Here is a 24,166-nt window from a genome sequence, read left to right as displayed (position 1 = left end):
GCCTCTGTATTTTTAACCGTATTTTTCACCATAGTCACTTTCTCAGTGAGTTGGGGTGGCAGAAATGTTTAAGGGGATGGCACCTGAACTTGATGGGGAAAAGGGATGGTTCCGTTTTATCCATAATGACTGATACAATTACTGATAAAGTTATGGAAAAATTCCTGAACCATCTTAACTATAAAATCATATTAAAAGATAGGATATTTTTCGCGATTGCGTCTGGGTTTGTCAAGCTTTCCCATTGCATTGAGAATTAGGAATTGATAAATTACAATTGTTCCATTTCCAATTCAGACTTGAGCCAGTCAGCATGTCCGTTCTCAGTCATATCGAGAAATTCCTCAAGATTTTGGCAGCTTCCCGACTGCATATACTGACGGAACACACGATTGAGGCGTAGATTTTGGGAGAACTCCTCTATGGCTGCGCTGCGGATATCTTCAGTAAGATCAAGTTCCCCAGCATCCAGCAGTGCCAAAATTTTATGATAGGCTAGTTCGGCACTTTCAAAAGCTGTCGCTGATTGCGTCATAGAATTCTCACGCTTGTAGTATTGGTAAAGGGGCTGAGGATGGATTGCTATCTTTCCAACTCGGCTTAACAGCTCAAGATTGAACATAACGTCCGCAGCAAAGGGAACTTTAGTCCAACCTCGACCCAAAAATTTCCGGCGGAAAACTGGGAAAAAAGGCACACGAGGTTTGAGGATGTCGTCCGCCGTAGCAAAGGTAACCGTGGTGCGATCGCGGAAGGGACACTTGTACATAATTAGGTCAGTGTTGTACACGCCAGTGTTGTCGATTGCAGCACCATAGGTCATGGCCAGAGGAACCATTTCTGCTAGACGGTTTGCTTCATAGGCATCATCAGCATCTAGGTTGGCAATCACCTCCCCAGTAGAAATTGCTACCGCCGTGTTGCGGGCGGGACCGTCTCCACTGCCACACCCTCCTGTAAATGCTTGTTTCAATCGTGGATCGTTAATTCCTTGGCGAGATAGTAAGGATAAGTAGTCTACTCCATCGTCCGAACCGATCGCCACCTCCCAGTTTGAATAGGTCTGTGCTATAAGGCTTTTGATAGCTTGCGCGATTGTATTTTGGGCTTGGTATGCTGGAATAATAATGCTGACTAGGGGTTTATTTTTCTCAGGCATAGTTTTCTGACTCTATCGAAATTAAATCACTGAAAAGATTAAGGTTCATAGCTGGTTGCCTATTAATTATCACTATTAATTATCATATCAATTATCTCTGGTGATAGAACTTTCATGCCATTGCCCCAGAACCAAGTTGGATAAGGTGGTCAAGAGTACAAAAATCAAAATACCTAGACTACTAATCATAAACAAAGCAGCAAACATCCGGGGAATTTCGAGATTGTAGCCAGCAATTAGCATTTGATAAGCAATTCCTGAATTAGCACCGCCTGTACCGGCAACAAACTCAGCTACTATTGCTCCGATTAAGGCTAATCCACCACTGATACGTAATGCAGCTAAAAAATAGGGTAAAGCACTTGGTAATCGCAGATACAGCATTGTCTGCCAGCGAGATGCTTTGTAAAGCCGGAACAGGTCACTTAAGTTGGAATCGATACTATTTAAACCAAAAGTCGTATTAGAAATAATCGGGAAGAATGCTACAATCCAAGCACAAATTACCAAAGCAGCAAAGGTATTGTTCCTCAGCCAAATAATAATTAAAGGCGCGATCGCAGCAATAGGCATTGTTTGCAGAACGACTGCATAGGGATATAAGCTTTTTTCAATCCACTTACTCTGAGCCATTAACATGGCAATTAGCAAGCCTGAAACTGCTGCTGTTATAAAGGCCGCTACAGTGATTTTTATGGTGATCAGCAATGGCTGAAATAAACTGTTCCAGTCCCTAATTAATACCTTGATAATCAGCAAAGGACCTGGTAATATATAGGATGGCGTACTAGTCACTCGAACAGAGATATCCCACACCATCAACACCAGGATTCCCACTGCCACAGGGGCTATAATATCGATAGATAGCAAACGTTTCAATTTTAGCTTTGCCAGAACGAATGCTTTATTTTTTTTCATAAATAAAATTATTATATACCGTTTAATATAGCTGTAAAATTATAGCTGTAAAATTTATAGTCATATTTTTGATAATCATAATTTATCAGTTATGTCTAAATAATAATTTATAAATTATCACTCATAATTCATCCCTTTTGACAACTGCTCAGCCACCTTCTGACAATATTTTGTATAAACTAAGGATGTACGAAACTGTTCGTTACGTGGTGATGGTTCATCAATAGTTATATCCGCCACTACTCGACCTGGACGAGCTGCCATTACTACCACCCGATTGGATAGATATACGGCTTCATAAATATTGTGAGTCACAAAAACCACAGTCCAGTGTTTCTTACTCCACAAATCAAGTAACTCCAGGTTCAGCTTAGTCCGGGTGATATCATCCAAGGCTCCAAAGGGCTCATCCATCAGCAATACCTTGGGAGAAGTAACAAGAGCTCTGGCAATAGAGACTCGCATTTTCATGCCACCGGAGAGTTGACGGGGATAGGATTGGGCAAAACTTTCCAGTCCAACTAATTGGAGCGCTTCTTTAATAGCATTATCAGCCACTTTTTTAGAGACCCCAGCCAATTTAAGAGGCAAACGAACATTTCCCATTACCGTTGCCCAAGGCATTAGTGCTGCTTCTTGGAAGACAAAAGCTATCTCCTTTTGGTGGGCGCGATCGCTCCATTCTATGTTTCCCGAACTCATAGTGCTTAGTCCAGCAATGATGCGTAGCAGGGTACTCTTGCCACATCCCGATGGTCCTACCAGACTGATGAATTCGGACTTATTGATGTTGAGATTTAGGTCTTTTAGCGCTACAGTACCATTGTCAAAAGTTTTGTTGACATGGGTAAGAGAAATAGCTGGTTTTTGGTTCATCTATTGTCAGTTAGTAGCAATAGACTTCTTGCAGAAGTCGGAAGTAACAGGTAACAGCGGAAAAAAATTTATAAAAACAGTATCATAAAAATACTTTTGCAAGAGGTATAATCATTGCTTAAGAATCGGTTAATATTTGAACTTATCAATCTGGCTTGGCAAGACTAGATATAAATTAATGTATAATAACAATATCTAATTAACTTGGATATTAACATGTATATAACTCATATATAATGTTAACTAATTTTTTTTATAAAAATCTACTCCTTTATTGACAAATTCCAAGGTGTAGGCTTGTTTGTAATCAGTCTTTGCATCAAGTACACCAACCGTAACTAACTCATTGAACAAACTTTCCCAACGTTCATCGGTCATTGCCCCAATGCCAAGTTTTTCGGCATCGCCAGAGATGATAATACCATAGTCTTTAAGCTTATCCAGACCATAGGCAATGAGGTCATCCTTCATCTCTGGATTATCTTTTTTGATCAGCTCATTGGCTGGTTCGGGATTCTCTAGATAGCTATACCATCCTTTGATTGATGCATCAACAAATCGCTGCACCAGATCGGGGTTAGTTTCAACGAGTTTCTTCGTGGTTTCAATGGTGAAAGTATAGGGATTATAACCAGCCTCTGCTAAGGATAATATATTGGGCTTAAAGCCTCCTTCTTTTTCTATAATGTATGGTTCAGAGGTCAAAATCCCCTGTTGGGCTGAATTTTTATCTACTAAAAAAGGGCTAACATTGAAGTTGTAGGGGCGTTTCTGGTCATCTGTAAAACCGTATTTTGCCTTGAGTAGGGGCCAATAGGTTGTGATAGCTCCAGGAGCCATAAAAATTGGTTTACCTTTTAATTGTGCCAGAGAGTCATTGCCTACCCCTGGATGAGCCAATAGAATTCGTATTTCTTTTTGGAAGATACTTGCTACAGTAATTTTGGGAATGCCTTGTTGCACTGCTCTAATAGCATCAACAGCCTGTCCCATACTTAAATCAACTACTCCCCCCAGTAATAATTGGGTGGGATTGCTCTGAGGACCTGTTGGTTGTATAATAACATCTAGGTCATAATTTTGATAAATGCCAGTAGCGACAGCCTGATAAAAACCACCGTATTCTGCTTCAGCTTTCCACCCCAAAGCAAATTTTATTTGATCTAATTTACCTTTTTTTTCTGTAGTTAATGGTGTAGAGGTTTGATTATTACAAGCTGCCAAAACACTACTACCAAGAGTGATGGAGCTAAGTTTAAGTAATTGGCGACGCTTAATTTTATAGATTTCTTTCATATAAAACTTCAACCGGCTAGAGCAGTAATTGAGATGATCTGGTTGTGGTGGTTTGAAATGGTGCAGCTTTAGGCAAACTAGAACGGTCTGGTAGGGAAAAACCTTGAGTTTGGTATAGGTTCGCGATTAGCAGCTTCTATGATAGTGCGTAATTTACCTAAGTTACTACCGATAGCGATCGCATTAAGCTGCTACTCCCTAAGCTGTACTCACTAAGCTGTACTCACTAAGCTGGTACTTTGTACTTGCCATTTTTTATAAGCTCACTATCACTTTCGCGTTTAAACCCCAACAAACACACTGATAGAAATAATACCATACTCGCTCTAATTAATTAAATATAATCATATAGCAATATAAAAATATTACAGTAGCCATGGCTTTTAAGCTAACACGCATCTAAATTGAATCTGTTCATCTTATGAAACAAACCATGAAACCCTCTCCCCACCTCCATTTCCCCATCTCCCCATCCGCCTCAACCCAAAAATTAAGTGCGTGACAGCTTAGGCAGGGGATTGAGGTAGGTTCTCGACGAAAGAGGGAGTTACAATGAACGTGACGGTTTTTTCTGACAGCCATGAGGAGTTATTAAGAAAATGGAAGTAAAACTGGTTTTAGTGGTACTAACAATTGCTTTTACTGCTTTGTGCCTGTTTTTTGGGACTAAGAACGGATTTTATGATTCAGACGATTATCACGGCAACGGCTCTGCACACTAAGCTTCCAGTATTTACTTTAGCGGTCAGCTGCTGAGCTTTCAAAAAGCCTTCATCGTTTAGCCTTGGAAAAATCCATGCATCTGGCATCAAAGCAGAGGCTAAAGTCTAGATGCTGACCGATCGCGAAGCGTGGCCAAAGGCCTTAGAGCGGGGAGTGTAAGGGGGCTCACGGGGGTTTTCCCAAGCCCCTGCCTTCTAGGGATCGGGAGTGTCAAAAAATTAAAATCCTCACTTAGAGGTTATAGGAACTTCGCCAGTCCATGCCTACTTAACTCCCTACTGTGGTGATGTTGTTGGCAGCCCTTATCCCCTCTTGACTCTGACCTCGAAAGAAGGGAAACTAGTTGAGAACTACCCACACCCACCCTAAGGGGTAGGGTGTGGGATTTTCATAGACTCCAGAGTGACCTATAGGGTATATCCAGCATACAAACCCCTCTAAATTGCTACGGAGTGACAACTCTACCACGTTTGTTTTGACTGGGGAAGAATCCGTTGAATTTTCCGTTCAAGGAAGATGCAGCCTTAGTAAAAATAGTTCCACCTTATTTTCCGTTGGCGATCGCCGATGCTGTCTGCCTCTTCCAAGGCTTAATCATTCACCCTTCCCTGATTAGTAAGACGTGGGTTAACGGAGCCAGATTAGCTAAAATTTAAGTTGAAGCTCATGAGCAATCAACGCCCAGTAGCATCCTCTGATCAGGATGACCGATTAACCTGCTTTCCTTACGGTGTTGGTCATGGTGCAGAAGGGGTTTGTTTGTTGGTGCAGATGGGGCCACACCGCATTCTCCTTGATTGTGGATTAGAAGACATTTCCCCCCTACAGATCGATGGGATACCACCAGCCGATTTAGTCCTGTGTAGCCACGCTCACTCAGACCATACTCAGGGATTGCTGGCTCTTCACCAAACTTTTCCACAATTACCAATTTACGCCAGTGAGGTAACGACTCAACTATTACTACTCAACTGGCCGGAACTGCCTCCTGAAGATATTCCCCCATTTTGTCAAGCTCTGCCGTGGGCTACCCCTGTAGAATTCTGCGAGGGACTCACTGCTCAATTGTTCCCAGCTGGACACTTGCCAGGAGCAGCAGCATTTTTACTCACTTACACCACTCACCATCGAACTTACCGACTGCTTTACACCGGTGACTTTTTCCTGTCGAACTCGCGGCTGGTGGAGGGATTATCCCTTGAATCACTCAGGGGGACACAGCCGGATGTGGTAATTGTAGAAGGCAGTTATGGCACTGCTCGACATCCCCATCGGCGGCAACAAGAAAATCAACTAGTAGAGCGTATTGAGCAGGCAATTGCTACCAATAACTCAGTTCTGTTACCAGTGCCTACCTTAGGTCTAGGTCAAGAAATCCTCATGCTCCTACGCTCTCATCACCACTTTACAGGACGCGACCTGGATATTTGGGTCAATGGAACGGTGGCTGCTGGTTGTAATGCTTACTTAGAACTGCTGTCTCACTTTCCCACCTCAGTACAAAATTTTGCCCGACATCAAGCCTTGTTTTGGGATGAGCGGGTACGTCCTCGGGTGCGGCGGTTAGATCCCCAGCAGCGAGATGCTATCGGTAAATCTCCCTGTATTATCCTCACTGACTTAAACATGGATTGGAGGGAGTACTGGCAGCAAGAGAACCCTTCTTGGGTTGTCCTGCAACCGGAACATCTTAAATCGTTGGATCCAATGGATGACTACGGATGGCTTAAGGTTGAAACTTATCTGCTGGCTCAACATGGGGATTGTCTGGGCACCACCCAGTTGATTCATAATCTTCGACCTCAACATGTGATTTTTGTTCACGGCTCCCCTACCTACCTAGGTGATCTTGCTGGTTTGGAAGAGTTACAAAATCGATATCACCTCCATACGCCAGCAGCAGGAACACTCGTAGAACTTCCCATTGGTGATACCTTTATCAGACCAGCTCTACCAACGGAAACGAACTATGAAGGAGAGTTGAATGAATTAGATACACTTGTCTATATCACTCTTTCAAGGGCGATCGCAACGGATCCTCGTTGGCAAAATTTCGCTGATACTGGTTTAGTAGAAGCCCGCTGGCAAGGAGAAGAACTGGTCTTGCGGGGATTGTCACAACGAGAACTACTCAAACAAGGGGGTAAAGCCAAGATACCAATTAATATCGAGTGTTGTGGTAATTGTCTATACCAAAGAGGCCAGCGCTGCTGGAATCCAGCCTCAGCTCTCTATGGTTTTAAAGTAACACTGGAGGGGTACTGTCCAGTTTTTGAACGGATAGAACCCCTTGAGTAACGAATAGTTAAGGGCAAATTGCTAGCTAGTTGTGAGTTATCAATTTGCCCTTAACAGTTGTCCATTAACAATGAACAATCTAGTCCTGATTTAAGTCTTGGGAGCGGGGGTGAATTTGTTCAGCCTCCGGACAATCATCAGAGACTATCGGATCAACATTACCTCGGAAAACAGAAGCTAGCTTGTGACTCACAGAGCCTATGCTTTCCAAGCGGACCATTTCTTCCCAGGAACTGATCTCATCCTCTTCGTCTGTTTCATAACGAATTGTGACTAAATCTCCCTCGATATCAACAATGCGGGCGTGTTCAATCCAACGTTGCTGATCCCGCAAGAAAACGCAGACCTCACGACCATCGCAGCAGAGTTGATAAATCTTGCGGTGTAGCATATTCGGCTTCTCCTGTTGCAGATAACTCTTCGTTTTACTGGTGAAGTAAGCGGTTGCTTGAACTCTCCCCGGTTTAAAAACACGGGGATTCTAAGCTGATGTTGCTACGCGGCTTGAAACCGCGCTTGGCGCGCTTTCCAATGGCGAATAAGATTCGCCTTGGGTCGCGCCTCTTCGCAACGCTTACGATATGACCTGGATAGAGACTCCAATCCATATCGTTGCGGCACGTTCAAAGATGCCCTACTGACCTTGGCTAGGTTGATTTCTAGCTGTGTCGCTACTTTTAGTAACGGGATAAATCCCGATACGCTCCACGCCCACCCTGGCGAGCAATCCCTCGCCAGGGTGGCTAACTCTCGCTCGTGGCTTTTCTGTTTCTTTAGAAACAACTTTCTTTTGACATACTTCCCACGAATATAATTGGCGGGATTCTCTCCATCATTGTGATGATGAGATACAATGGAAGGTTATAATAAACCTGAACCACCAGAGTAGGAATACTCCAGATCCTTTGTTTGTTGGCTCTGGCGACTAAAATACCATTTACTTGAGTAGTCGAGCCGCCATCAGCAGCAAAAATAGATTCCAAGTATTTAAAGGATTAGCAATAATTGTAGCTCACTCCTCGTATCCCCAGCCCTAAAGGGTAGGGGTTGGCTTGAAATCATTTTTGGTTAACTTAACATGGAATCAAGCGGGTTTGTCTATTCCTTGTTAAAGATTAAAATAGCTTAATAGTCTTTTATGTTCATTGCTTGAGAGTAAGGCATGCATTAGAAGCGAGCTTGAGTTTGAGTTGATCAACGCTGCTCATGTCATTGATTACTTTTTTTATACATTGTTTTTATGCATTGTCTTGATGCAGAACGCGAGTTGGGGAAACCCCCTCAGGTCGGCGCTACATCCCTTAATTCACTAACCTACAGAGCCCTAACCCATTTCTCCTGCTTGCCAGCAATGGTGCTGTAGTCTTTAAGAGATGGTTTTTGGGGGTATGGTTACTCTATAGTTATTTGTAAACTTAGATTCCACTAGCATTCCTATCCAGAGAATGGAGTAAGAATTTCAAAAATACCCCAAGTTGAAACATAGGGGATTATGAGCGGATGTTGCTCAAGCGGTTAAAAACCGGCTACTAGCAACGTTCACAGTAGGATTTGACTCATACTGCTGTGGTGGTTTAAACACACTAGAAACGACCTCAGCTCAAAAAGAGCTGTGCCGTTACCTTTAGTCTTGTTACCTGTTAGGTTTCTCACCGACTTGGCTATTTATAGGATACAACAGGATAAATCCTACTGCTTATTAACATCGGCCTGGATAAAGCCTTCTGATCCAAGAAGCCAACATTTTGGTAGGTGTCTAGAGGTTTGAAATACCAATCATTGTGACATAGTGACAGATCCTAAACTTATTCTTTAGAATTAGTTTAGGCTTGGCCTTTGGCCACGCTCCGCGAACGCAACCAATCCGGCTATTGCTTAGGAGGCGCTGGGCTTTAAGAACGGACTGCCGAGAGACGAAACCTTAGATAGGGTCGCCTTTATGGTTAGTCGGCTATGCATAAAAGGGTTAAAACTTTTTGATTAAGGCGACCCTATCTTACGGTAACTTCAAACCCTGCCGCTCTGTTTTCTTGGTCTTTTTTTTAAGACTGTTGTGCTGACTTGCCCAGCATTTAAGGCCGTAGGCCACGCTACGCGAACGGCTTTGTTTATCAGTACATATATTATAGCAATTCCATGCATAACCTGTGCAAAATGCATCCCACACTCATAGCGAAGCACTGAGATGTGGGGCTTGTTTTGCTGTAAGCAAACAAACCAGCATTCTCGGCTTTGCTTGCTAGTAAATAGAATATAACATTTTTAAAAAGACCCTGTGCAAAATTCATCCCACAAGAAAGCGCGAACGCGCACCCGTGGCCATTCCCGTAGCTTGGCCCCCATAGGGTGCCAAGGGTCGCCGATTTGGGGATTCTTTTGCCGAAAGCTAATCCCTGTACGTGCTTGGCACTAAGCATGAATTTTGAAAAAAAAACTGCCAATCTGCCAACCTGCCATCGGTCGCAGTCAGAGTCACTCAAAAATAGGCTCTTGCTGTGACCAAAAGTGCTTAGGCACTCAATAGACTGATCAATCTGATTTTAAATCGTAAGGGAGAAAAGCCAGTGTTTGAGATCGTACGCAGTCAAGACCAATACGAAACTTACATTCTCACTGACCACAATGCCCAGTCTCGATTAGAAGTGGTTCCTGAACGGGGTGGCATTGTCACTCGGTGGAATATCCAAGGTCAGGAGATTTTTTATCTTGATGCTGAACGTTTTAAAGATCCCAATCTGAGTGTACGGGGTGGCATTCCCATCCTCTTCCCCATCTGTGGAAACTTAGTTAATGATACTTATACATACCTTGGCCAAGACTATACTCTAAAACAACACGGCTTTGCCCGTAATTTGCCTTGGGAGGTGACTGATAGTGCAACGAGTGACATGGCAGTGTTGACTCTCACCCTCAAGAGTAATGATCAAACTCGCTCTGTCTATCCCTTTGACTTCGAAGTTACCTTTACCTATCGATTAAAGGGCAACACCCTAGACATTGATCAGCGCTATACTAATCATTCCGCTGAACCGATGCCCTTTTCCACAGGTTTCCATCCCTACTTCTTGACGTCTGACAAAACTAAACTCGAGTTTGATATTCCTGCATCGGAGTATCAGGAGAAGCAAACTCAAGCAGTACATCCTTTCACTGGCAATTTTGATTTTAGCTGTGATGAAATTGATGTAGCGTTTGGGCAACTTAGTGATAAGAGTGCCAGTGTTACTGATCCCGAAAGGGGATTAGCGATCGCATTGACCTACACTGATGTTTTCTCGACGTTGGTCTTTTGGACAGTTCAAGGCAAGGACTTTTATTGCCTTGAACCTTGGAGTGCTCCCCGTAACGCTCTTAACACTGGGGAAAATTTAACTCACTTAGCTCCCGGAGAGAGTAGTGAGGCATCGGTGAGGCTAACGGCGAAATTTTTCTAAATTTCCCTAGACATTTCCTTATCAATGTGATATTCTTAGTAAAGGTATGTTTCAAAAAAGCTTACCGGGTCGCTAACTCAATGGTAGAGTACTCGGCTTTTAACCGATTAGTTCCGGGTTCGAGTCCCGGGCGACCCATTTTTAGCTAACTGTTAGTTAGCCGCATATGTCTATTGATACAAATTATAGGTATGAGGCTAATGGTATGAGGCACTAGGTAGGTGTTAGGTACTAGGTAGGTATTAGGTACTAGGTACAAGATGGGCAGTTGACCGCCTCTGTGCTTTAAGAGGGATACTTCCTGGGCTTGTCAGAACCCGCACTCGCCAACGAACCTTAAATTCTTGATCCCATCAGAAAGCTTAGGAGCTCTTCTCAAAACTCTTAGCAAAACTACCTATACTTTACTGTTTATCCAGATTTTTACCAGGGGGACTTGGGGAGTATTTTCTAGATTTGGTAATTTTTGTCAAGTTTTATAGACTCAGCTTTGTCTAGATGATCTGATCAAGAAATTTGAATAAAAGCTGCAAAATATCTTAAGATTATCTAAAGAATTAACCTTGTCTAGAAGCAACTAGATTGACATGTCTGGACTGGCGATTCTGTTCACGAGTCACTAGGGAGTGTCAGACGTGAGGCTTCTCGCCGGAATAGCTAACAAACAAAGTTAGGAGGAATATAATATGGCACTTGTACCCATGCGGCTACTGTTGGATCACGCAGCTGAGAACGGCTACGGGATTCCAGCATACAACGTTAACAACATGGAACAAATCCTGTCTATCATGCAGGCTGCTGAAGAAGCGGATAGTCCGGTAATCTTACAAGCTTCTCGTGGTGCCCGCAAATATGCAGGTGAGAACTTCCTCCGCCATCTGGTCACAGCAGCGGTGGAATCCTACCCTCATATTCCCATTGCCATGCACCAAGACCATGGCAATAGCCCAGCCACCTGCTATTCGGCAATTCGTAACGGCTTCACCAGTGTGATGATGGATGGCTCCTTGGAAGCTGATGCTAAGACTCCAGCCAGCTTCGATTACAACGTCAGTGTTACTGCCGAAGTAGTAAAAGTTGCCCATGCTATCGGTGTTAGTGTTGAAGGGGAACTGGGTTGCCTAGGTTCACTGGAAACCGGTAAAGGTGACAAAGAAGATGGTCACGGATTTGAAGGAACTCTGAGTCGCGACCAACTATTGACCGACCCCGACGAAGCAGTTGAATTTGTTGAGCGCACCCAAGTTGATGCTCTAGCTGTAGCTATTGGTACTAGCCACGGTGCTTACAAGTTCACCCGCAAGCCGACTGGAGAAATTCTTGCCATTAGTCGCATTGAAGAAATTCATAAGCGTTTGCCTAACACTCACTTGGTGATGCACGGTTCTTCCTCTGTGCCTCAAGAGTGGCTTGACATGATCAACCAGTACGGTGGTTCTATTCCTGAAACCTATGGTGTACCCCTTGAAGAAATTCAAAAGGGTATTAAGAGCGGTGTTCGTAAGGTTAACATTGACACCGACAACCGCTTGGCTATCACTGCTGCTATCCGGGAAGCTGCTGCCAAAGATCCTTCTAACTTTGACCCCCGTCACTTCCTCAAGCCTTCTATCAAGTATATGAAGCAGGTTTGCTTGAAGCGTTACGAAGCCTTTGGTACTGCTGGTAATGCTAGCAAGATCAAGCAAGCGACTATCGATGTTTTTGCAACTAAGTATGCCAACGGTGAGTTAAGTGCTGTGGCGAAAAAGGCTGTAACTGCCTAGTTTCTAACGCTTCACAGGAAAACCTTTGCTGTTTTGGTGAACCAAAAACAAGCAGAATTATTTGGGTAGCTGTTAAAGTTACCCAATTTTTTGTTATTAGTGATTAGTTATTAGAAAATTTGCTATTTTAAGACACCTACAGCTGTCTTTGATACTCTTCGAGAATATCGATTAGATCCATCTGACACTGCATGGGTAGCAAATCTGCTAGGGGAACTTGCCGTTTACCACCACCTAGCTTGACCTGAATGCTTTGCAGGATTGGCATCATCTGGTCTTCTGTGATTGTATTAGTGTTATCGATTAGTAGGGGATAAAATTGTTCAGCCAAAGTGGTATGTAGATGGGCATCCCTAAGGTAGAGATGCCATTTGGCTACATCAATATATACCTTGTCGCCAATTTCAGCAGCGAGAGTTTCAATTGCTTCTGTAGAAGTTGGATTAGCCATGGTAATTAGCTGTTTCTAATTAATTACATGTTGGGATATCTAAGGAAGGTTTAAAGTTAAAGGTTTAAAGTTGAAGGTTTAGAATTGAAGGTTTAGAATTGAAGGTTTTCCTCAAAAAAGTTTGCTCATCACCTTGTATTAAAAGACCGGAGTTTATTTGCTGGCTTTCTGTTAACCGTCAACAGTTAACCGTCAACAGTTAACCGTCAACAGTTAACCGTCAACAGTTAACCGTCAACAGTTAAGCGCCAACAGTCAAGAAAAAATCAATTACTACAATTATCTTGGGTGATTTCATCCTTGAGGGGATTCGGTTGGAGGTTCTTGAGTAGGCAGGGGGGTATAGTTTGCGATCGCAAATATATAAACCCCATGCCCTACTAAAATCAATCCCCACAGACAAGTAAACCAGTATGCCCAAGTCCATTGAGCATACTGTATAGTTTTGAAGAACCACACTCCGGAATTACAAGCAGCAAAAATTGCCACATGTACAGCAAAGTTCATGCGGTCATCTAGACGACGGTAGGCTGGATCACGTCGGTCAGGTTTACGAGGCCAACGAGGAGGCATAGATATTTGTCAGTTTTTAGTTGTGTAACGGCTTGGTCTGATACCAACCCTAGTCAGTTAATTTAATTTTAGAACCTAATGTTGGATTGAAGATGATCCGAACCAAACAGTTTGTTCCCTTAAATATTGCAGTCATGACGGTGTCCGATTCCCGTACCGAAGCCACGGATAAGTCGGGTAAGCTGCTGGTTGAGAGTTTAACCCAGGCGGGGCATCACTTAGCGGAAAAGGTTATTGTTCCAGACAACATCTACAAAATCCGTGAGGTGGTTTCCCGATGGATTGCTGATGAATCGGTACAGGTAGTGTTGACTACAGGAGGAACTGGTGTTACAGGTCGAGATGGTACACCAGAAGCGATTCAACCCCTGCTGGATAAGGAAATCCAGGGCTTTGGTGAAATTTTCCGCATGATTTCCTACCAAGAGATTAAGACTTCTACTATCCAATCTCGTGCCCTGGCTGGTGTGGCTAACGGAACATACATCTTTTGTCTGCCAGGATCTTCTGGAGCTTGTCGGACAGGTTGGGAGCAGATTATCAAAGAGCAACTCGATTTGGGCAATTCCCCCTGTAATCTCGTGGAACTGATGCCACGTTTGCGAGAAACCTAATCTTAGCCATAGATTTCCTGTTGAAAGGGTAATGGTTAACTGAGTGCTGAGCGTGCTGAGTGCGGAGAGTGCTAAGTGCTGACCCAACTTAACTTGAGATCATTCCTTAACTTAGCAATCGCCTGAGATTTCGTAATCGCCGGATTTCCCTCCGGTCTTACTCAACAGGCGAATCGATTCAATCGCGATAGACTTTTCCAACGCTTTGGCCATATCGTAAAGGGTCAAAGCCGCAACAGAAACTGCTGTTAGTGCTTCCATTTCGACACCAGTTTCAGCTTTAGTAGTCACAGATGCCTGAATCTGATATCCCGGTAGTTGGGGGTCAGGTTCGACTTGAACTTCGATCTTGTGTAGGGGCAAGGGATGACACAGAGGAATCAGTTGAGAAGTTTGCTTTGCTGCGATAATCCCAGCCAGCCTAGCGGTTCCTAAGACATCACCCTTGGGGGCATTACCAGCTTGGATGGTGTTGAAGGTTGTGGTTTTCATCCGTACCTGAGCAGCGGCTACTGCCTGACGTTTGGTAAGCGCTTTGCCAGAAACATCGACCATCTGAGCTTGACCTTGACTATCGAGATGGGATAGCGAGCGATTGATTTCCACAAGAGTATTGCAAAATTTTTGATCTATGTGTTATGATAAGTAACTGTTGACCCACAGAAAAGTGGCAGCAGTTAAGGGCTTGTAGCTCAGTGGACTAGAGCACGTGGCTACGGACCACGGTGTCGGGGGTTCGAATCCCTCCTAGCCCGTTTACTAAGCTAAGGCATTCTAGTGTCTATAGCATATAAATCCCGTTCACGACCGATGGAGAATCTGAGGGAACGGGATAAATTTTTGTTGGACTGGGTCATAAAGATAATCAGTGCCAAAAATGCTATACCAGCACTACAGGAGAAAATTCCTCGATATCCTAACAGGTCGGCGACATAACCAAAGATCGGCCCAGCTAGGCCAATCCCTAAATCAAACCCACTAATGCAGACAGCGAATACCTGACCCCGTTCGTCAGCAGAGGAGCGGTCAGTCATCAAAGCAGTCATCATCGGTATGAATAATCCAGTGCCAGCTCCTTCTAATAAACCAGCTAGTAAAAATCCAACTTCCGTATCAGCCTGGGAAATCATCAACATTGAGATGATATAGCAAACCACACTAACGGTGATAAAAAGTCCTCGTCCATACCGATCAGATGCCTGACCAGTTAATGCACGAATCACAAAACTAGCGATCGCAGCAGCTGTGAAAAACAATCCTGGATTGAGATTAATACCAGTCTCTCGAATAAACAGAGAGACAAAGCTAACTTTTGTTCCAAATACTATACCGAACAACAGCATTACCAAAGCTGGAATTCCAAGAGCAGGGCTGGTTAACAACTGCCATAGTTTGACCAATAGCTGCCAAATCGAGTTTAACCAAGATTTTGATTGTTCCTGCTCAGGTCTAGCAGACCTAATTGGTTCACGAATCTGACTCCCTAACAGCACACCCAGCCCACCTAGAGCCGCAGACACTAAGAATAAAACAGTGTAGCTAACCTCTTGTTGTAGAAAACCCCCCAGCGCTGGTCCGAGACCTAAACCAATCGATGTTGCCAAACTCATGTAACCAATTAACTCACCCCGCTTCTCAACAGGGGACAAATCGGTTACTAGAGCCATATAACCGATGGTAAACGCCGCAATACTGATGCCATGAAACACTCGAACCAGCATCAACAGACTAATCGACTGGGTAAATAGATAGCCCAAAGGCGCTAGAGCTACAGCGCTAGTACCAATAATTACTACCAGCTTGCGACCGCGCAGGTCTGCCATACGCCCCAGTGGGTTTCTAAACAGCAACAGACCAATGGCAAAGCAACCCATTACTAGCCCCACCTGTTGCTTGGTTCCACCCACGTCTTGAATATATTGCGGCAGGGTTGGCAACAAAGACGATAGGCTTGACCAAAATAGTAGACCAACAGTAAATAAAATCAGCAAACTTTGACGTTGCTGCCCTTCCAGGGTCTGAAAAACTTTCACGCGCTCTATAATCCTGACCAAACTGGCACTTGAGATAGTTAGATCACATCCGATTGAATAATCATCATAGTCCTTATGGGGTAATCAGTATTTGCCCTTTGGCTGATGGGTAATTGTCAATTACCCATCAGCCAAAGGGCTAACATCCAACAATCCAGGAACTATTTGGGAAGTGATTAACCGGACTTAATATTACTTCTCTAGTTTACTCTTCTTAACAATTTACCCAGAGGCTTAGACAGGGTGATGGGGTGATCGGCGTTGGGGGAAGAATATCACAACCTGTTTTTGTTCACAAATTAATTAAGATTGCGATGCTCTGAAAGAGCCGCTACGCGAGTCACGCGATCGCAGCAATAACTAAGCTCAAGCTTGGCTACCGGTAGCCCATAATGGAGCGCTTAATATGATAATAATTGTATTCCCGAAAGGGTTTGTAGAAGGGATAGGGGTCTTGCTGTTAGCACCTTTACAGGTTTTACTTTATCAAGGATAATTTTGACGGGGCCTGTGGCTTATGCGAAGCGTCACTATTTTCACTATTTTATTTAACGGTTTATGATCCTCTAATAATGGATTTTCTAGCCCAGTCTTTAGTATTCTCCAGGTAAGTCACCAGCATTTTCCATTCCCTAGCTTCTTTTGTCAAATCCTTAACATTGCTTAGGTAGACTAGAGTAATGCGGCGCTCTTCGTTATCAGAACAAAGCTCTAAAATCGTTTTGTATAGCTTTTGCCAATGGTCTAACCAGTTATCTTCAGTGGGATCAAAAATTGCCTCGAACAAATTACTCCATAATAACTCAATAGTTTTAATAGTTTTGAGATTTTCCTCGGTAGGCTTATCCCAGCCTACATGGCGCTGACGTAATACTTTAATAGGTGGGGGATTTTCACTCATAGACAGCAATTTACTCTTCAGTCTTTGGAGCTACATTCCTAGAATTCCGTGACATACTCCCACACTGAACCTGTAAGGTCAGTATGGGCTTCTTGCCAACTCCACCCAACGGTTCGGATACTCGGCAAGCTTTATTGACGACACGGGATGCCCCTCCGCGCCGGAACAATACAAAAATTCGATTTTTCCGCTAGTTAAATAGCTGACAAACCAGCATTTTCGGCTTTGTTTATCAGTACATATATTATAGCAATTCCATACATACTCTGTGCAAAATTTATCCCACACCTATGCTGCGAATTAGGTGTGGGATGAATTTTGCCGGACAGCTAAATGCTGTCTTAACATCACAGTATTACAACAGGTGCGAGCCGTGGCGAATTTAGTTCTTAATGGTAAGAGCGCACCTAAAATCAAAAATTCCTCCTAGCTTAGCAAAGAATAGGAGGAATACTCGATTAGTTGAGAGCTTCCGTACTTGAGGCGGAGCTAATCAACGTTGCCAAAACCCGCTTACTCTAAAACCTAGAGCCATTGAGCCTATTACCTAAAAGCATTAAGCTACTTTAACGGTCTACTGACCCCATAATGATGTCAATACTACCGAGAATCGCCATAATATCGGCAACTTTGACTCCTGTGAGGATATGGGGCAGAATCTGTAAGTTATTGAAATCGGCTGGACGAATCTTCCAACGCCAAGGAAAGACATTATCATCACCAATAATGAAAATTCCTAGTTCTCCTTTACCAGACTCAAGACGGACATAGTGTTCGCCCTTGGGAATCTTGAAGGTAGGGGCAATTTTCTTGCCCATGAACTGATAATCGAAGTCGTTCCACTGGGATTTGCGGCCCTCTGCCATCCTCTTGGCTTCTAGGTTTTCGTAAGGACCACCAGGAAGTCCTTTTAAGGCTTGACGGATAATCTTAACTGACTCCCGCATTTCCCTAATCCGCACCACATACCGGGCAAAACAATCACCCCCGGTTTCCCAGTGTACTTCCCAATCGAAGTCGTCGTAGCATTCGTAGTGGTCAACTTTGCGTAAGTCCCACTTGACTCCAGAACCTCGTAGCATTGGGCCAGAAAGTCCCCAGTTAATGGCTTCATCCCGACTAATGGTACCGATACCTTCAACTCGACGGCGGAAGATAGGGTTGTTGGTGATTAACCGTTCGTACTCATCAACTTTAGGGTCAAAGTAGTCACAGAAGTCTTCGCACTTATCTATCCATCCATAGGGTAGGTCAACCGCAACTCCACCAATACNTTGCACGCCCCGCGAGCTGATTGTCATTCAAAAAGGACTGAATGATTTCCAGGCAGGTCGATTTCGGTCTTTCGCTGAGTTTGCCCAAGAGCAGCGTCGCCAGTATAACCTGCCAGTCGATTCATGAAATACTCTCTTGAAATTTCCAGTGTGGCAGAGGCGGAAGCCGACAGCGCCTTCCTACGTTTATCCCAAGTCACATCTCCTACCCAGGCTAGCCTTTGGTATTCTGGATTGCTACAAGCAATCGAATCTCTATCGCAATTTCCAAAACGTTGTCCTAATGCAAGAGAGAATAAGTATTTCAGTCAATAAATACGACAATTACTCTACGGTCGGGGACGTAATTCATATCGAATTCTTTTTACCATATTGGAAGAGCAAGAAGGAGCGACCGTTCGCATTCTACACATCCGGCACGCATCACAGCAAACCCTAGGTGAAGAACTAGGCTGATGCCAATTGGCTCGTAGCGATCGTCCCTCTTGTAGGGTGCCTTCCTTGAAGCAATCTGCTGCTTCACCCCACGATTATGAAGAACGCACCACCCAAAACCCTTGATTTTCATGCTTGTTACCCTAAGATTTTCTCTTATATTGTAAGTTACCATAACAAAATCGGACTCATAATGCGATCGCCCGTAGGTTTGGATGACCAAAAAAAAGTTAATTTCTGTTACATTTCTGGTGTATGTAACTCTGACTAGCTAAAAATGAAAGCAATTACGAGTAATCAAGCCAAACACCAATTAGATAAACTAATCGAGCGGGTCATTCTTGATGTAGAACCAACTATATTATGTAATGATCAAGGAAAACAAGCTGTTTTAATGTCTTTAGATGAATTTAACTCTTGGCAAGAAACACTATATTTATTATCCAATCCTACCAATGCCGAACATCTCTTAGAATCAATTGAACAAGCTAAATCTGTAAAAAAGTCAATTAAACAATTAATTTATGAATTAAAATCACTTTTACCGAAGCATATTGGTCTGACTATATTTGGCTACAAGAGAATGATAAAAGGCTGTTAAAAAGAGTTAATTTACTGGTTTACGAGGACCTCAATTCATCAGGTTGACTCAAAGGGGGGATAATGTTGAGGCACGAAACCCAACAATCACGGGCTTTTGCGTAACCTTTCTGACGCTGCACTGGACGGACTGGCGTACGCTTAGTTCGTAACCGTTAGATACCTGCCGCCAGTGAGCTTGAACCTTAGGGTCCCTCACCTCGATTAACTCATAAATTTCTGGAGGATGGGGCTGGCGCACCATTTGAGTACTGTACCTGATTCAATCTTCGGTACAACCAAGGAGAATTCTTTGAGTTGCATTTTGCCCTTCGCACCTTGATGACAATTACCAGTTTACATGCTTTTCAAGCTTAACCGAACCGTATTGCGACTCAGGGCGATTTTCAATAAAAAATTGCTAGATTACATTTGTTAGATTACATTTGATTACAGGAAACCGCTGCAATCTTAACTAAATTACTAAAAAATCTAAAGTATTGATAATATAAATAAAATATCGCGCTTAAGCTGAATAATTGTTTTCCAAGTTACGTAAAATGAAATCCAGAGGTGCGACCCGTGGCGAATTTAATAATTAGATGCGGAAAGCGCACCTAATAAAAAACTTTGACCTATCTGGAGGTTTCTATGGTCAGCTACGCATCACCAATGGGAATGGGAGTTAAGTTAACAGCTAACCCAGGGGATAGAATTGCCACTGAACCCCAAACTATTGAGGAAAAAGCGAAGCAGGTTGCTGTGGATACGATTGATATTACAGGGGATCACATCAAAGTTCCCACTTACTTCGTAGTGAAATACCCTGATGGTGACACCAAGGCACTACACCATGTCAAGGATGCTGAAGCAATTTCCGATCTGATTCGGCAGATGCAACTGCAGCAAGAAGAGTGGCCTCAAGAATCAGAGGAAGTTAAACATTGGTTGAACCTACCTGGCATCCTTGTAATATTGGCTGGTTTCTTAATGACTTCCATTGTCCTAGTTGGTATTTTCTAGCTGCGCTAATCCTGCACGAGTAATCATGAATAATGAGTGATGAATGATGAACCTTAGACTATAGCTAGGGCTGTATCATTCATCCTTCATTGTTGATCATGTTCAGATTAGATGCCATTAGATGCCATGGGTTCCATTTGTCACTCACCTCAGCATCATTTGAGGTGGTGTTGTGCGCCACAATTGCTCTAAACCAACTGCTGGCATAGTTAGATACAAAAGATCACCAGCGGCTAGGTTAATTTCCAATAAATCCCAGCCATGAATCGTTTGATACTTAGTTTCTAGATACAGTGGTACAAAGTCAGCGGACCTGGCAGCATCTTTAACACGGCGTCCACAGAAGGGATGCTCGGTGGTAATCTTAGTTGCTAAGGCAACCCAAAGCGTATCACCAATCATACCATTGCCTAACACTTGTCCACCTAATGCCGCAGCTGCAAAAGAAGGAGTGGCTAATTCTGTGGGAGACAATACTGCTTCAAATTCAAACACTTGCTGTACCATGTGGGAAAAGTGGGGGTCTTGATTCCGGACAACCACTGACAATTTCGAAGCTAGACTTTTGGCACTTAGAGCAATTTCTAAATTGGCAGTATCATCACTAGTAACTGCTAAGAGGGCTTCTGCTCGTTGGATGTGTGCTGCTGTGAGTGTAGCAGGTAAACTGGCATCTCCGTGAATGACTGCAATACCAAGAGAACGAACAATGTTCAGGAAACGATTGTTGGGGTTACTTTCAATGACCACCAATTCATGGCCTTGGGCATGAAGTTGGTAGAGGATTTGGACTCCTACATTTCCCAGTCCACATACAACGTAGTGATTTCTGTAGGGAACTCTCGCAGCATCCCAAAACTGTTTGAGTCGGGTACCTAAGACAAAATCGTTTAGTAGAGCATAGCAAATCCCAATCACACCAGCCCCTACTAACATCATCACAGCAGTAAATACCTTAATAGTGTCCGGGGACTTTTCTGCTACTTCTTCTTGACCACCAGCACCCGTAATCATACCCACAGAAAAATATAGAGCATCAACAATAGAGGTTTCTAAGTTGACACACACATAAGTCAATGTGGCTGTAAAAATTATCAGGAGTAGGAAAAGGGTCACTACTAACATTGGTTGAGCATGATGCTGAAACTGTTGTAAGTTTGTGAAAACTTTCAGCAGTTTCTGTAGCCAGGATTGGCGTTTAGGACGAAACCGAGGCTGAGTACCAATAATTAAGCGATCGCCAGGTTGTAACTGTTTGCCCTGAGCTACTGCGGAAACTAGATCTAAATTCGAGTCCATCGGTAGGTAGTAGATCAACATTCGCCTACGCTCATCCCACAGGTCACTCAACTGTGTTCCCATCCAAGGGTGGCTTTCGGTGATAATTTCTTCGTGTATCGGCCAGGTTTGATTGTGTAGCTTGAGTTGCCCAATGGCTCGATTCCCCATTGCTGCGAAGGCAAATACCGGTGCTGCTAGAGAAGAAACACTCATGCTGACATGATCGGGTAGGGTCTGATCTAAACGAGTACCTAGGCTGCTATTAAACAATCGGTTAACGATCCGAATCCGTGGATTAATCACTCGTGCCTGAGTCAGGATTGCCAGATTGAGAGCATCGTCATTACAGGCGAGAACTAGGGTTTGGGCATGTTCGAGTCCAGCGGCAAGTAGGGTAGAAACAGCCCGCAAGTCTCCAATAATAATATTGTTTTCGTCACCAGGCATTATTCTGTTGCTGATGCCAACAACAGCTACTCCCTGCTGCTTCAGTAAGCGGAATATTTTGTATCCAGTGCGACCCAAGCCACAGATAATGATGCGGGGTTTCATGTGTCAACCTTGTTGACCGAAATAATAGTTGTCGTTTTGCATCTAGCTAAGTGTTCTTTTACAATTCTTATCCAAGATAGCTCAAAGAATTGTAGCGGAAGACACTGCTGCTGGGAAAGAAAGGGTAAAATCTCGCCCCGTAAGCGATTGAGGTAAGCTCGAAATACCGATTAACCTTATCCCCTGCTCCTCTGCGTGCCTGCTTCGCAAGCCGATTCAATATATAAATTAAAATAAAATCAATAAATTAGATATATAAATTAGATGATGTAGATGCCTCACAGCTGATCACTCCCTCGACCCGTCACCCCCTGATCACTTCATCTTCACAAGGAACTGGCTATAAATATCTATCAAGGTTTACTAGAAATGGGGCAGCCTCTCAATGGCTGGAAGCCTGTATTGACTTGATAGGGCAACCTCCTGCTCGTATATGAACTCGCTGTAGTCAGCTAGATTGTCCAGCCCCAGAAAGTTGAGGATGATCTCAGCTGCTAGCCAAATTGTTATTCTAACCAATAACTGCCGCCATCGTATTATCATTGCATCAGACCTCCTGAGTATAGGTGAGGGAGGTTAGGTTTATAGTTGTAATAGTCTGTTCAATTAAGTTATCAGCCTCAATTTTGTTTTTTATGCGCGCCGTATGCAGCAATTCCGTCCCGGTGCGCTTACAGTCGTCGAATTAAATTCGCCGACTGTAAGCGCACCGCTTGGTGAACGTTTCAATTCAAACTTGACAGGGCTCTAGCCGCAATGTTTAGGACTACAGTAGTAGTCGAAAATAGGGTGATAAGCTATTTTGGGGCAGATAAACTAGGATTTAGGAAAGAGGCTGAATGGGATATCACGTTATTTACGATGGCGACTGTAATCTTTGTGTGACTCTGGTACAACTATTAGAAAATCTGGATCAGGGCAAGCTATTTGATTACATACCCATGCAGGATAAAGAAGCTTGCGGAAAATTAGGGGTAACACCTCTCGAGTGTGAGATGGGTATGATTTTGATCGATGCTTCTTCTGATGATTGTCGATGGCAAGGAAGTGATGCCGCTGAAGAGATTGGGCGTCTATTGCCATTGGGTAATATCTTTGTATCCGCTTATCGGGCAATGCCTGGGGTGAAGTCGGTAGGGGATCAGGTTTACGAGCAGATTCGGGATAATCGTTACAGTTGGTTTGGTAAGCGTTCTACTACGTATAAATCGGTTTACCCAGTAGGTTGCAAGGCTAATCCCAGTTGAGGCTAGACTAGAAACTCAATCATAAGCATTCAGCCGTCAGCCTAATGCCGTCACCCTAATGCCGTCAGCCGTCAGTACCTCAAGTAGCGCATGAGCAGCAGAGCAGCAGAGCAGCAGAGCTAAATGCTTACACTCAATCAACTTTTATCCGCGCTTCTTGTAATTAGAAACACACAATTCCCTATTTTAAACTTTGGGGATAAGCTTAACCTATAGGAAAGTTGAATGTAATGTATTAGAATACTTATTTTCCTGGACTAATCATCTGATCGTGATGGGTTTTCCATCACGGAGATTGTCCCATAGGAATAGTTACATCAATACCATCAACGGCAATTGAGTGATATTCAGCCATGTCGATCGAAAAACTTAAGCCTGCCGACAAAGGAGCTGTCGGGATTTATGTTCCCTACTACCAGGGTAATAAACGGAATCTTTTACCTATAGCAATTAGCCTCTACCAACAAGGGTCTTTGGAAGGTCGTCGCCACATAGAAGGCGGTGATAGTATTCCCTTCGTTGCTACTTGGTTTGTATCTAATCTTCCTTCGGAATTAACTCGTTGCCGATTACAGTTTGATGGTAACGCGGATCTCAGTTACGAACTGACTATGCAAAATTCTGAGTTTGTGAATTACTTAATCGAAGTGATTATGAACTTTAAGCGATCGCGCATAACGGATTTTTCCAAGGCATTCTACCGCAAACTACTACGCATTGATGAATAAACAAC

Annotated in this window: 21 protein-coding genes, 2 tRNA genes and 1 pseudogene; 12 read left to right on the top strand and 12 right to left on the bottom strand. The window is 43.5% G+C overall.

What is annotated here, in order from left to right:
- Positions 1-271 precede the first annotated feature (271 nt).
- From F6K53_RS09190 to F6K53_RS09175, 4 genes are all read right to left on the bottom strand, one after another.
- Entirely contained in the window at positions 272-1,159 is an 888-nt protein-coding gene (locus tag F6K53_RS09190) for a glycosyltransferase family 2 protein (RefSeq protein ID WP_293071847.1), read from the bottom strand.
- Between the two features lie 87 nt (positions 1,160-1,246).
- A complete protein-coding gene (locus F6K53_RS09185; RefSeq protein ID WP_293020392.1) occupies positions 1,247-2,077 on the bottom strand; it encodes an ABC transporter permease in 831 nt (276 codons plus the stop codon).
- Between the two features lie 117 nt (positions 2,078-2,194).
- Complete coding sequence (locus F6K53_RS09180; protein ID WP_293020391.1) at positions 2,195-2,953, bottom strand: ABC transporter ATP-binding protein; 759 nt, start codon at positions 2,951-2,953, stop codon at positions 2,195-2,197.
- Positions 2,954-3,196: 243 nt separating this feature from the next.
- On the bottom strand, positions 3,197-4,249 hold the full coding sequence (locus tag F6K53_RS09175) for an ABC transporter substrate-binding protein (protein WP_293071846.1): 1,053 nt from the start codon (positions 4,247-4,249) through the stop codon (positions 3,197-3,199).
- Positions 4,250-5,466: 1,217 nt separating this feature from the next.
- Between F6K53_RS09175 and F6K53_RS09170 the strand changes: the two genes are divergently transcribed.
- Together F6K53_RS09170 and F6K53_RS09165 are read left to right on the top strand one after the other, a co-directional pair.
- Positions 5,467-5,628, top strand: a complete 162-nt coding sequence (locus F6K53_RS09170; RefSeq protein ID WP_158516950.1) for a hypothetical protein — start codon at positions 5,467-5,469, stop codon at positions 5,626-5,628.
- Between the two features lie 10 nt (positions 5,629-5,638).
- Positions 5,639-7,270, top strand: a complete 1,632-nt coding sequence (locus F6K53_RS09165) for an MBL fold metallo-hydrolase (RefSeq protein WP_293036949.1) — start codon at positions 5,639-5,641, stop codon at positions 7,268-7,270.
- Positions 7,271-7,349: 79 nt separating this feature from the next.
- On the opposite strand, the gene F6K53_RS09160 is transcribed toward F6K53_RS09165, so the two are convergent.
- A complete protein-coding gene (locus tag F6K53_RS09160; RefSeq protein WP_008182036.1) occupies positions 7,350-7,661 on the bottom strand; it encodes a DUF6679 family protein in 312 nt (103 codons plus the stop codon).
- A gap of 2,173 nt (positions 7,662-9,834) precedes the next feature.
- Between F6K53_RS09160 and F6K53_RS09155 the strand changes: the two genes are divergently transcribed.
- The 3 genes from F6K53_RS09155 to fba all read left to right on the top strand — a co-directional run bounded on the left by F6K53_RS09155 (position 9,835) and on the right by fba (position 12,470).
- On the top strand, positions 9,835-10,704 hold the full coding sequence (locus tag F6K53_RS09155; protein WP_293065020.1) for an aldose epimerase: 870 nt from the start codon (positions 9,835-9,837) through the stop codon (positions 10,702-10,704).
- 66 nt (positions 10,705-10,770) lie between these two features.
- Positions 10,771-10,842 (top strand) — tRNA-Lys (locus tag F6K53_RS09150).
- Between the two features lie 548 nt (positions 10,843-11,390).
- Positions 11,391-12,470: a class II fructose-bisphosphate aldolase gene (fba, locus tag F6K53_RS09145; protein ID WP_070390956.1), complete on the top strand. Its 1,080-nt coding sequence runs from the start codon at positions 11,391-11,393 to the stop codon at positions 12,468-12,470.
- A gap of 136 nt (positions 12,471-12,606) precedes the next feature.
- Here fba and F6K53_RS09140 read toward each other — a convergent pair whose 3' ends face one another.
- On the bottom strand, positions 12,607-12,921 hold the full coding sequence (locus F6K53_RS09140; RefSeq protein WP_071103773.1) for a DUF3181 family protein: 315 nt from the start codon (positions 12,919-12,921) through the stop codon (positions 12,607-12,609).
- 294 nt (positions 12,922-13,215) lie between these two features.
- On the bottom strand, positions 13,216-13,494 hold the full coding sequence (locus F6K53_RS09135; RefSeq protein ID WP_293065016.1) for a 2TM domain-containing protein: 279 nt from the start codon (positions 13,492-13,494) through the stop codon (positions 13,216-13,218).
- A gap of 92 nt (positions 13,495-13,586) precedes the next feature.
- Between F6K53_RS09135 and moaB the strand changes: the two genes are divergently transcribed.
- Entirely contained in the window at positions 13,587-14,108 is a 522-nt protein-coding gene (gene moaB / locus F6K53_RS09130) for a molybdenum cofactor biosynthesis protein B (RefSeq protein ID WP_364301162.1), read from the top strand.
- Between the two features lie 111 nt (positions 14,109-14,219).
- Here moaB and moaC read toward each other — a convergent pair whose 3' ends face one another.
- Positions 14,220-14,714 carry a cyclic pyranopterin monophosphate synthase MoaC gene (gene moaC, locus F6K53_RS09125; RefSeq protein WP_293080427.1) on the bottom strand — a complete coding sequence of 165 codons (495 nt, stop codon included), beginning with the start codon at positions 14,712-14,714 and terminating at the stop codon, positions 14,220-14,222.
- A 75-nt stretch (positions 14,715-14,789) separates the two neighbouring features.
- Between moaC and F6K53_RS09120 the strand changes: the two genes are divergently transcribed.
- Positions 14,790-14,863, top strand: a tRNA-Arg gene (locus tag F6K53_RS09120).
- 9 nt (positions 14,864-14,872) lie between these two features.
- Here the strand turns inward: F6K53_RS09120 and F6K53_RS09115 are convergent.
- The 3 genes and pseudogenes from F6K53_RS09115 to F6K53_RS09105 form a co-directional block, all read right to left on the bottom strand.
- On the bottom strand, positions 14,873-16,141 hold the full coding sequence (locus tag F6K53_RS09115; protein ID WP_293080424.1) for an MFS transporter: 1,269 nt from the start codon (positions 16,139-16,141) through the stop codon (positions 14,873-14,875).
- A gap of 556 nt (positions 16,142-16,697) precedes the next feature.
- The gene (locus tag F6K53_RS09110; RefSeq protein ID WP_293020376.1) at positions 16,698-17,042 is read right to left on the bottom strand and encodes a hypothetical protein; all 345 of its coding nucleotides are present in this window, start codon (positions 17,040-17,042) and stop codon (positions 16,698-16,700) included.
- Positions 17,043-17,608: 566 nt separating this feature from the next.
- Positions 17,609-18,313 (bottom strand): annotated as a pseudogene (locus tag F6K53_RS09105) (NADPH-quinone oxidoreductase); the annotation flags it as partial.
- A gap of 126 nt (positions 18,314-18,439) precedes the next feature.
- On the opposite strand from F6K53_RS09105, the gene F6K53_RS09100 reads away from it, so the two are divergent.
- From F6K53_RS09100 to F6K53_RS09090, 3 genes are all read left to right on the top strand, one after another.
- Positions 18,440-18,631: a hypothetical protein gene (locus tag F6K53_RS09100; protein WP_229415183.1), complete on the top strand. Its 192-nt coding sequence runs from the start codon at positions 18,440-18,442 to the stop codon at positions 18,629-18,631.
- A gap of 397 nt (positions 18,632-19,028) precedes the next feature.
- Positions 19,029-19,352, top strand: coding sequence for a type II toxin-antitoxin system Phd/YefM family antitoxin (locus F6K53_RS09095; protein WP_143727455.1), 324 nt, complete (start codon positions 19,029-19,031; stop codon positions 19,350-19,352).
- Between the two features lie 608 nt (positions 19,353-19,960).
- Positions 19,961-20,353, top strand: a complete 393-nt coding sequence (locus F6K53_RS09090; RefSeq protein WP_364305526.1) for a hypothetical protein — start codon at positions 19,961-19,963, stop codon at positions 20,351-20,353.
- A gap of 144 nt (positions 20,354-20,497) precedes the next feature.
- Here the strand turns inward: F6K53_RS09090 and F6K53_RS09085 are convergent, their stop codons facing one another.
- Positions 20,498-22,186 carry an NAD-binding protein gene (locus F6K53_RS09085; protein ID WP_293027500.1) on the bottom strand — a complete coding sequence of 563 codons (1,689 nt, stop codon included), beginning with the start codon at positions 22,184-22,186 and terminating at the stop codon, positions 20,498-20,500.
- 839 nt (positions 22,187-23,025) lie between these two features.
- On the opposite strand from F6K53_RS09085, the gene F6K53_RS09080 reads away from it, so the two are divergent.
- Both F6K53_RS09080 and ebsA read left to right on the top strand, forming a co-directional pair.
- Complete coding sequence (locus F6K53_RS09080; protein WP_293024549.1) at positions 23,026-23,433, top strand: DCC1-like thiol-disulfide oxidoreductase family protein; 408 nt, start codon at positions 23,026-23,028, stop codon at positions 23,431-23,433.
- 353 nt (positions 23,434-23,786) lie between these two features.
- Positions 23,787-24,161 carry a type IV pilus biogenesis protein EbsA gene (gene ebsA / locus F6K53_RS09075; protein ID WP_008191631.1) on the top strand — a complete coding sequence of 125 codons (375 nt, stop codon included), beginning with the start codon at positions 23,787-23,789 and terminating at the stop codon, positions 24,159-24,161.
- The last annotated feature ends 5 nt before the right edge of the window (positions 24,162-24,166 follow it).

The sequence above is a fragment of the Moorena sp. SIO4A1 genome (genome assembly GCF_010672065.1).
Taxonomy (GTDB): domain Bacteria; phylum Cyanobacteriota; class Cyanobacteriia; order Cyanobacteriales; family Coleofasciculaceae; genus Moorena.
The sequence above is the reverse complement of the archived record's forward strand: the minus strand, read 5'-3'. Positions and strand labels throughout refer to the sequence as shown.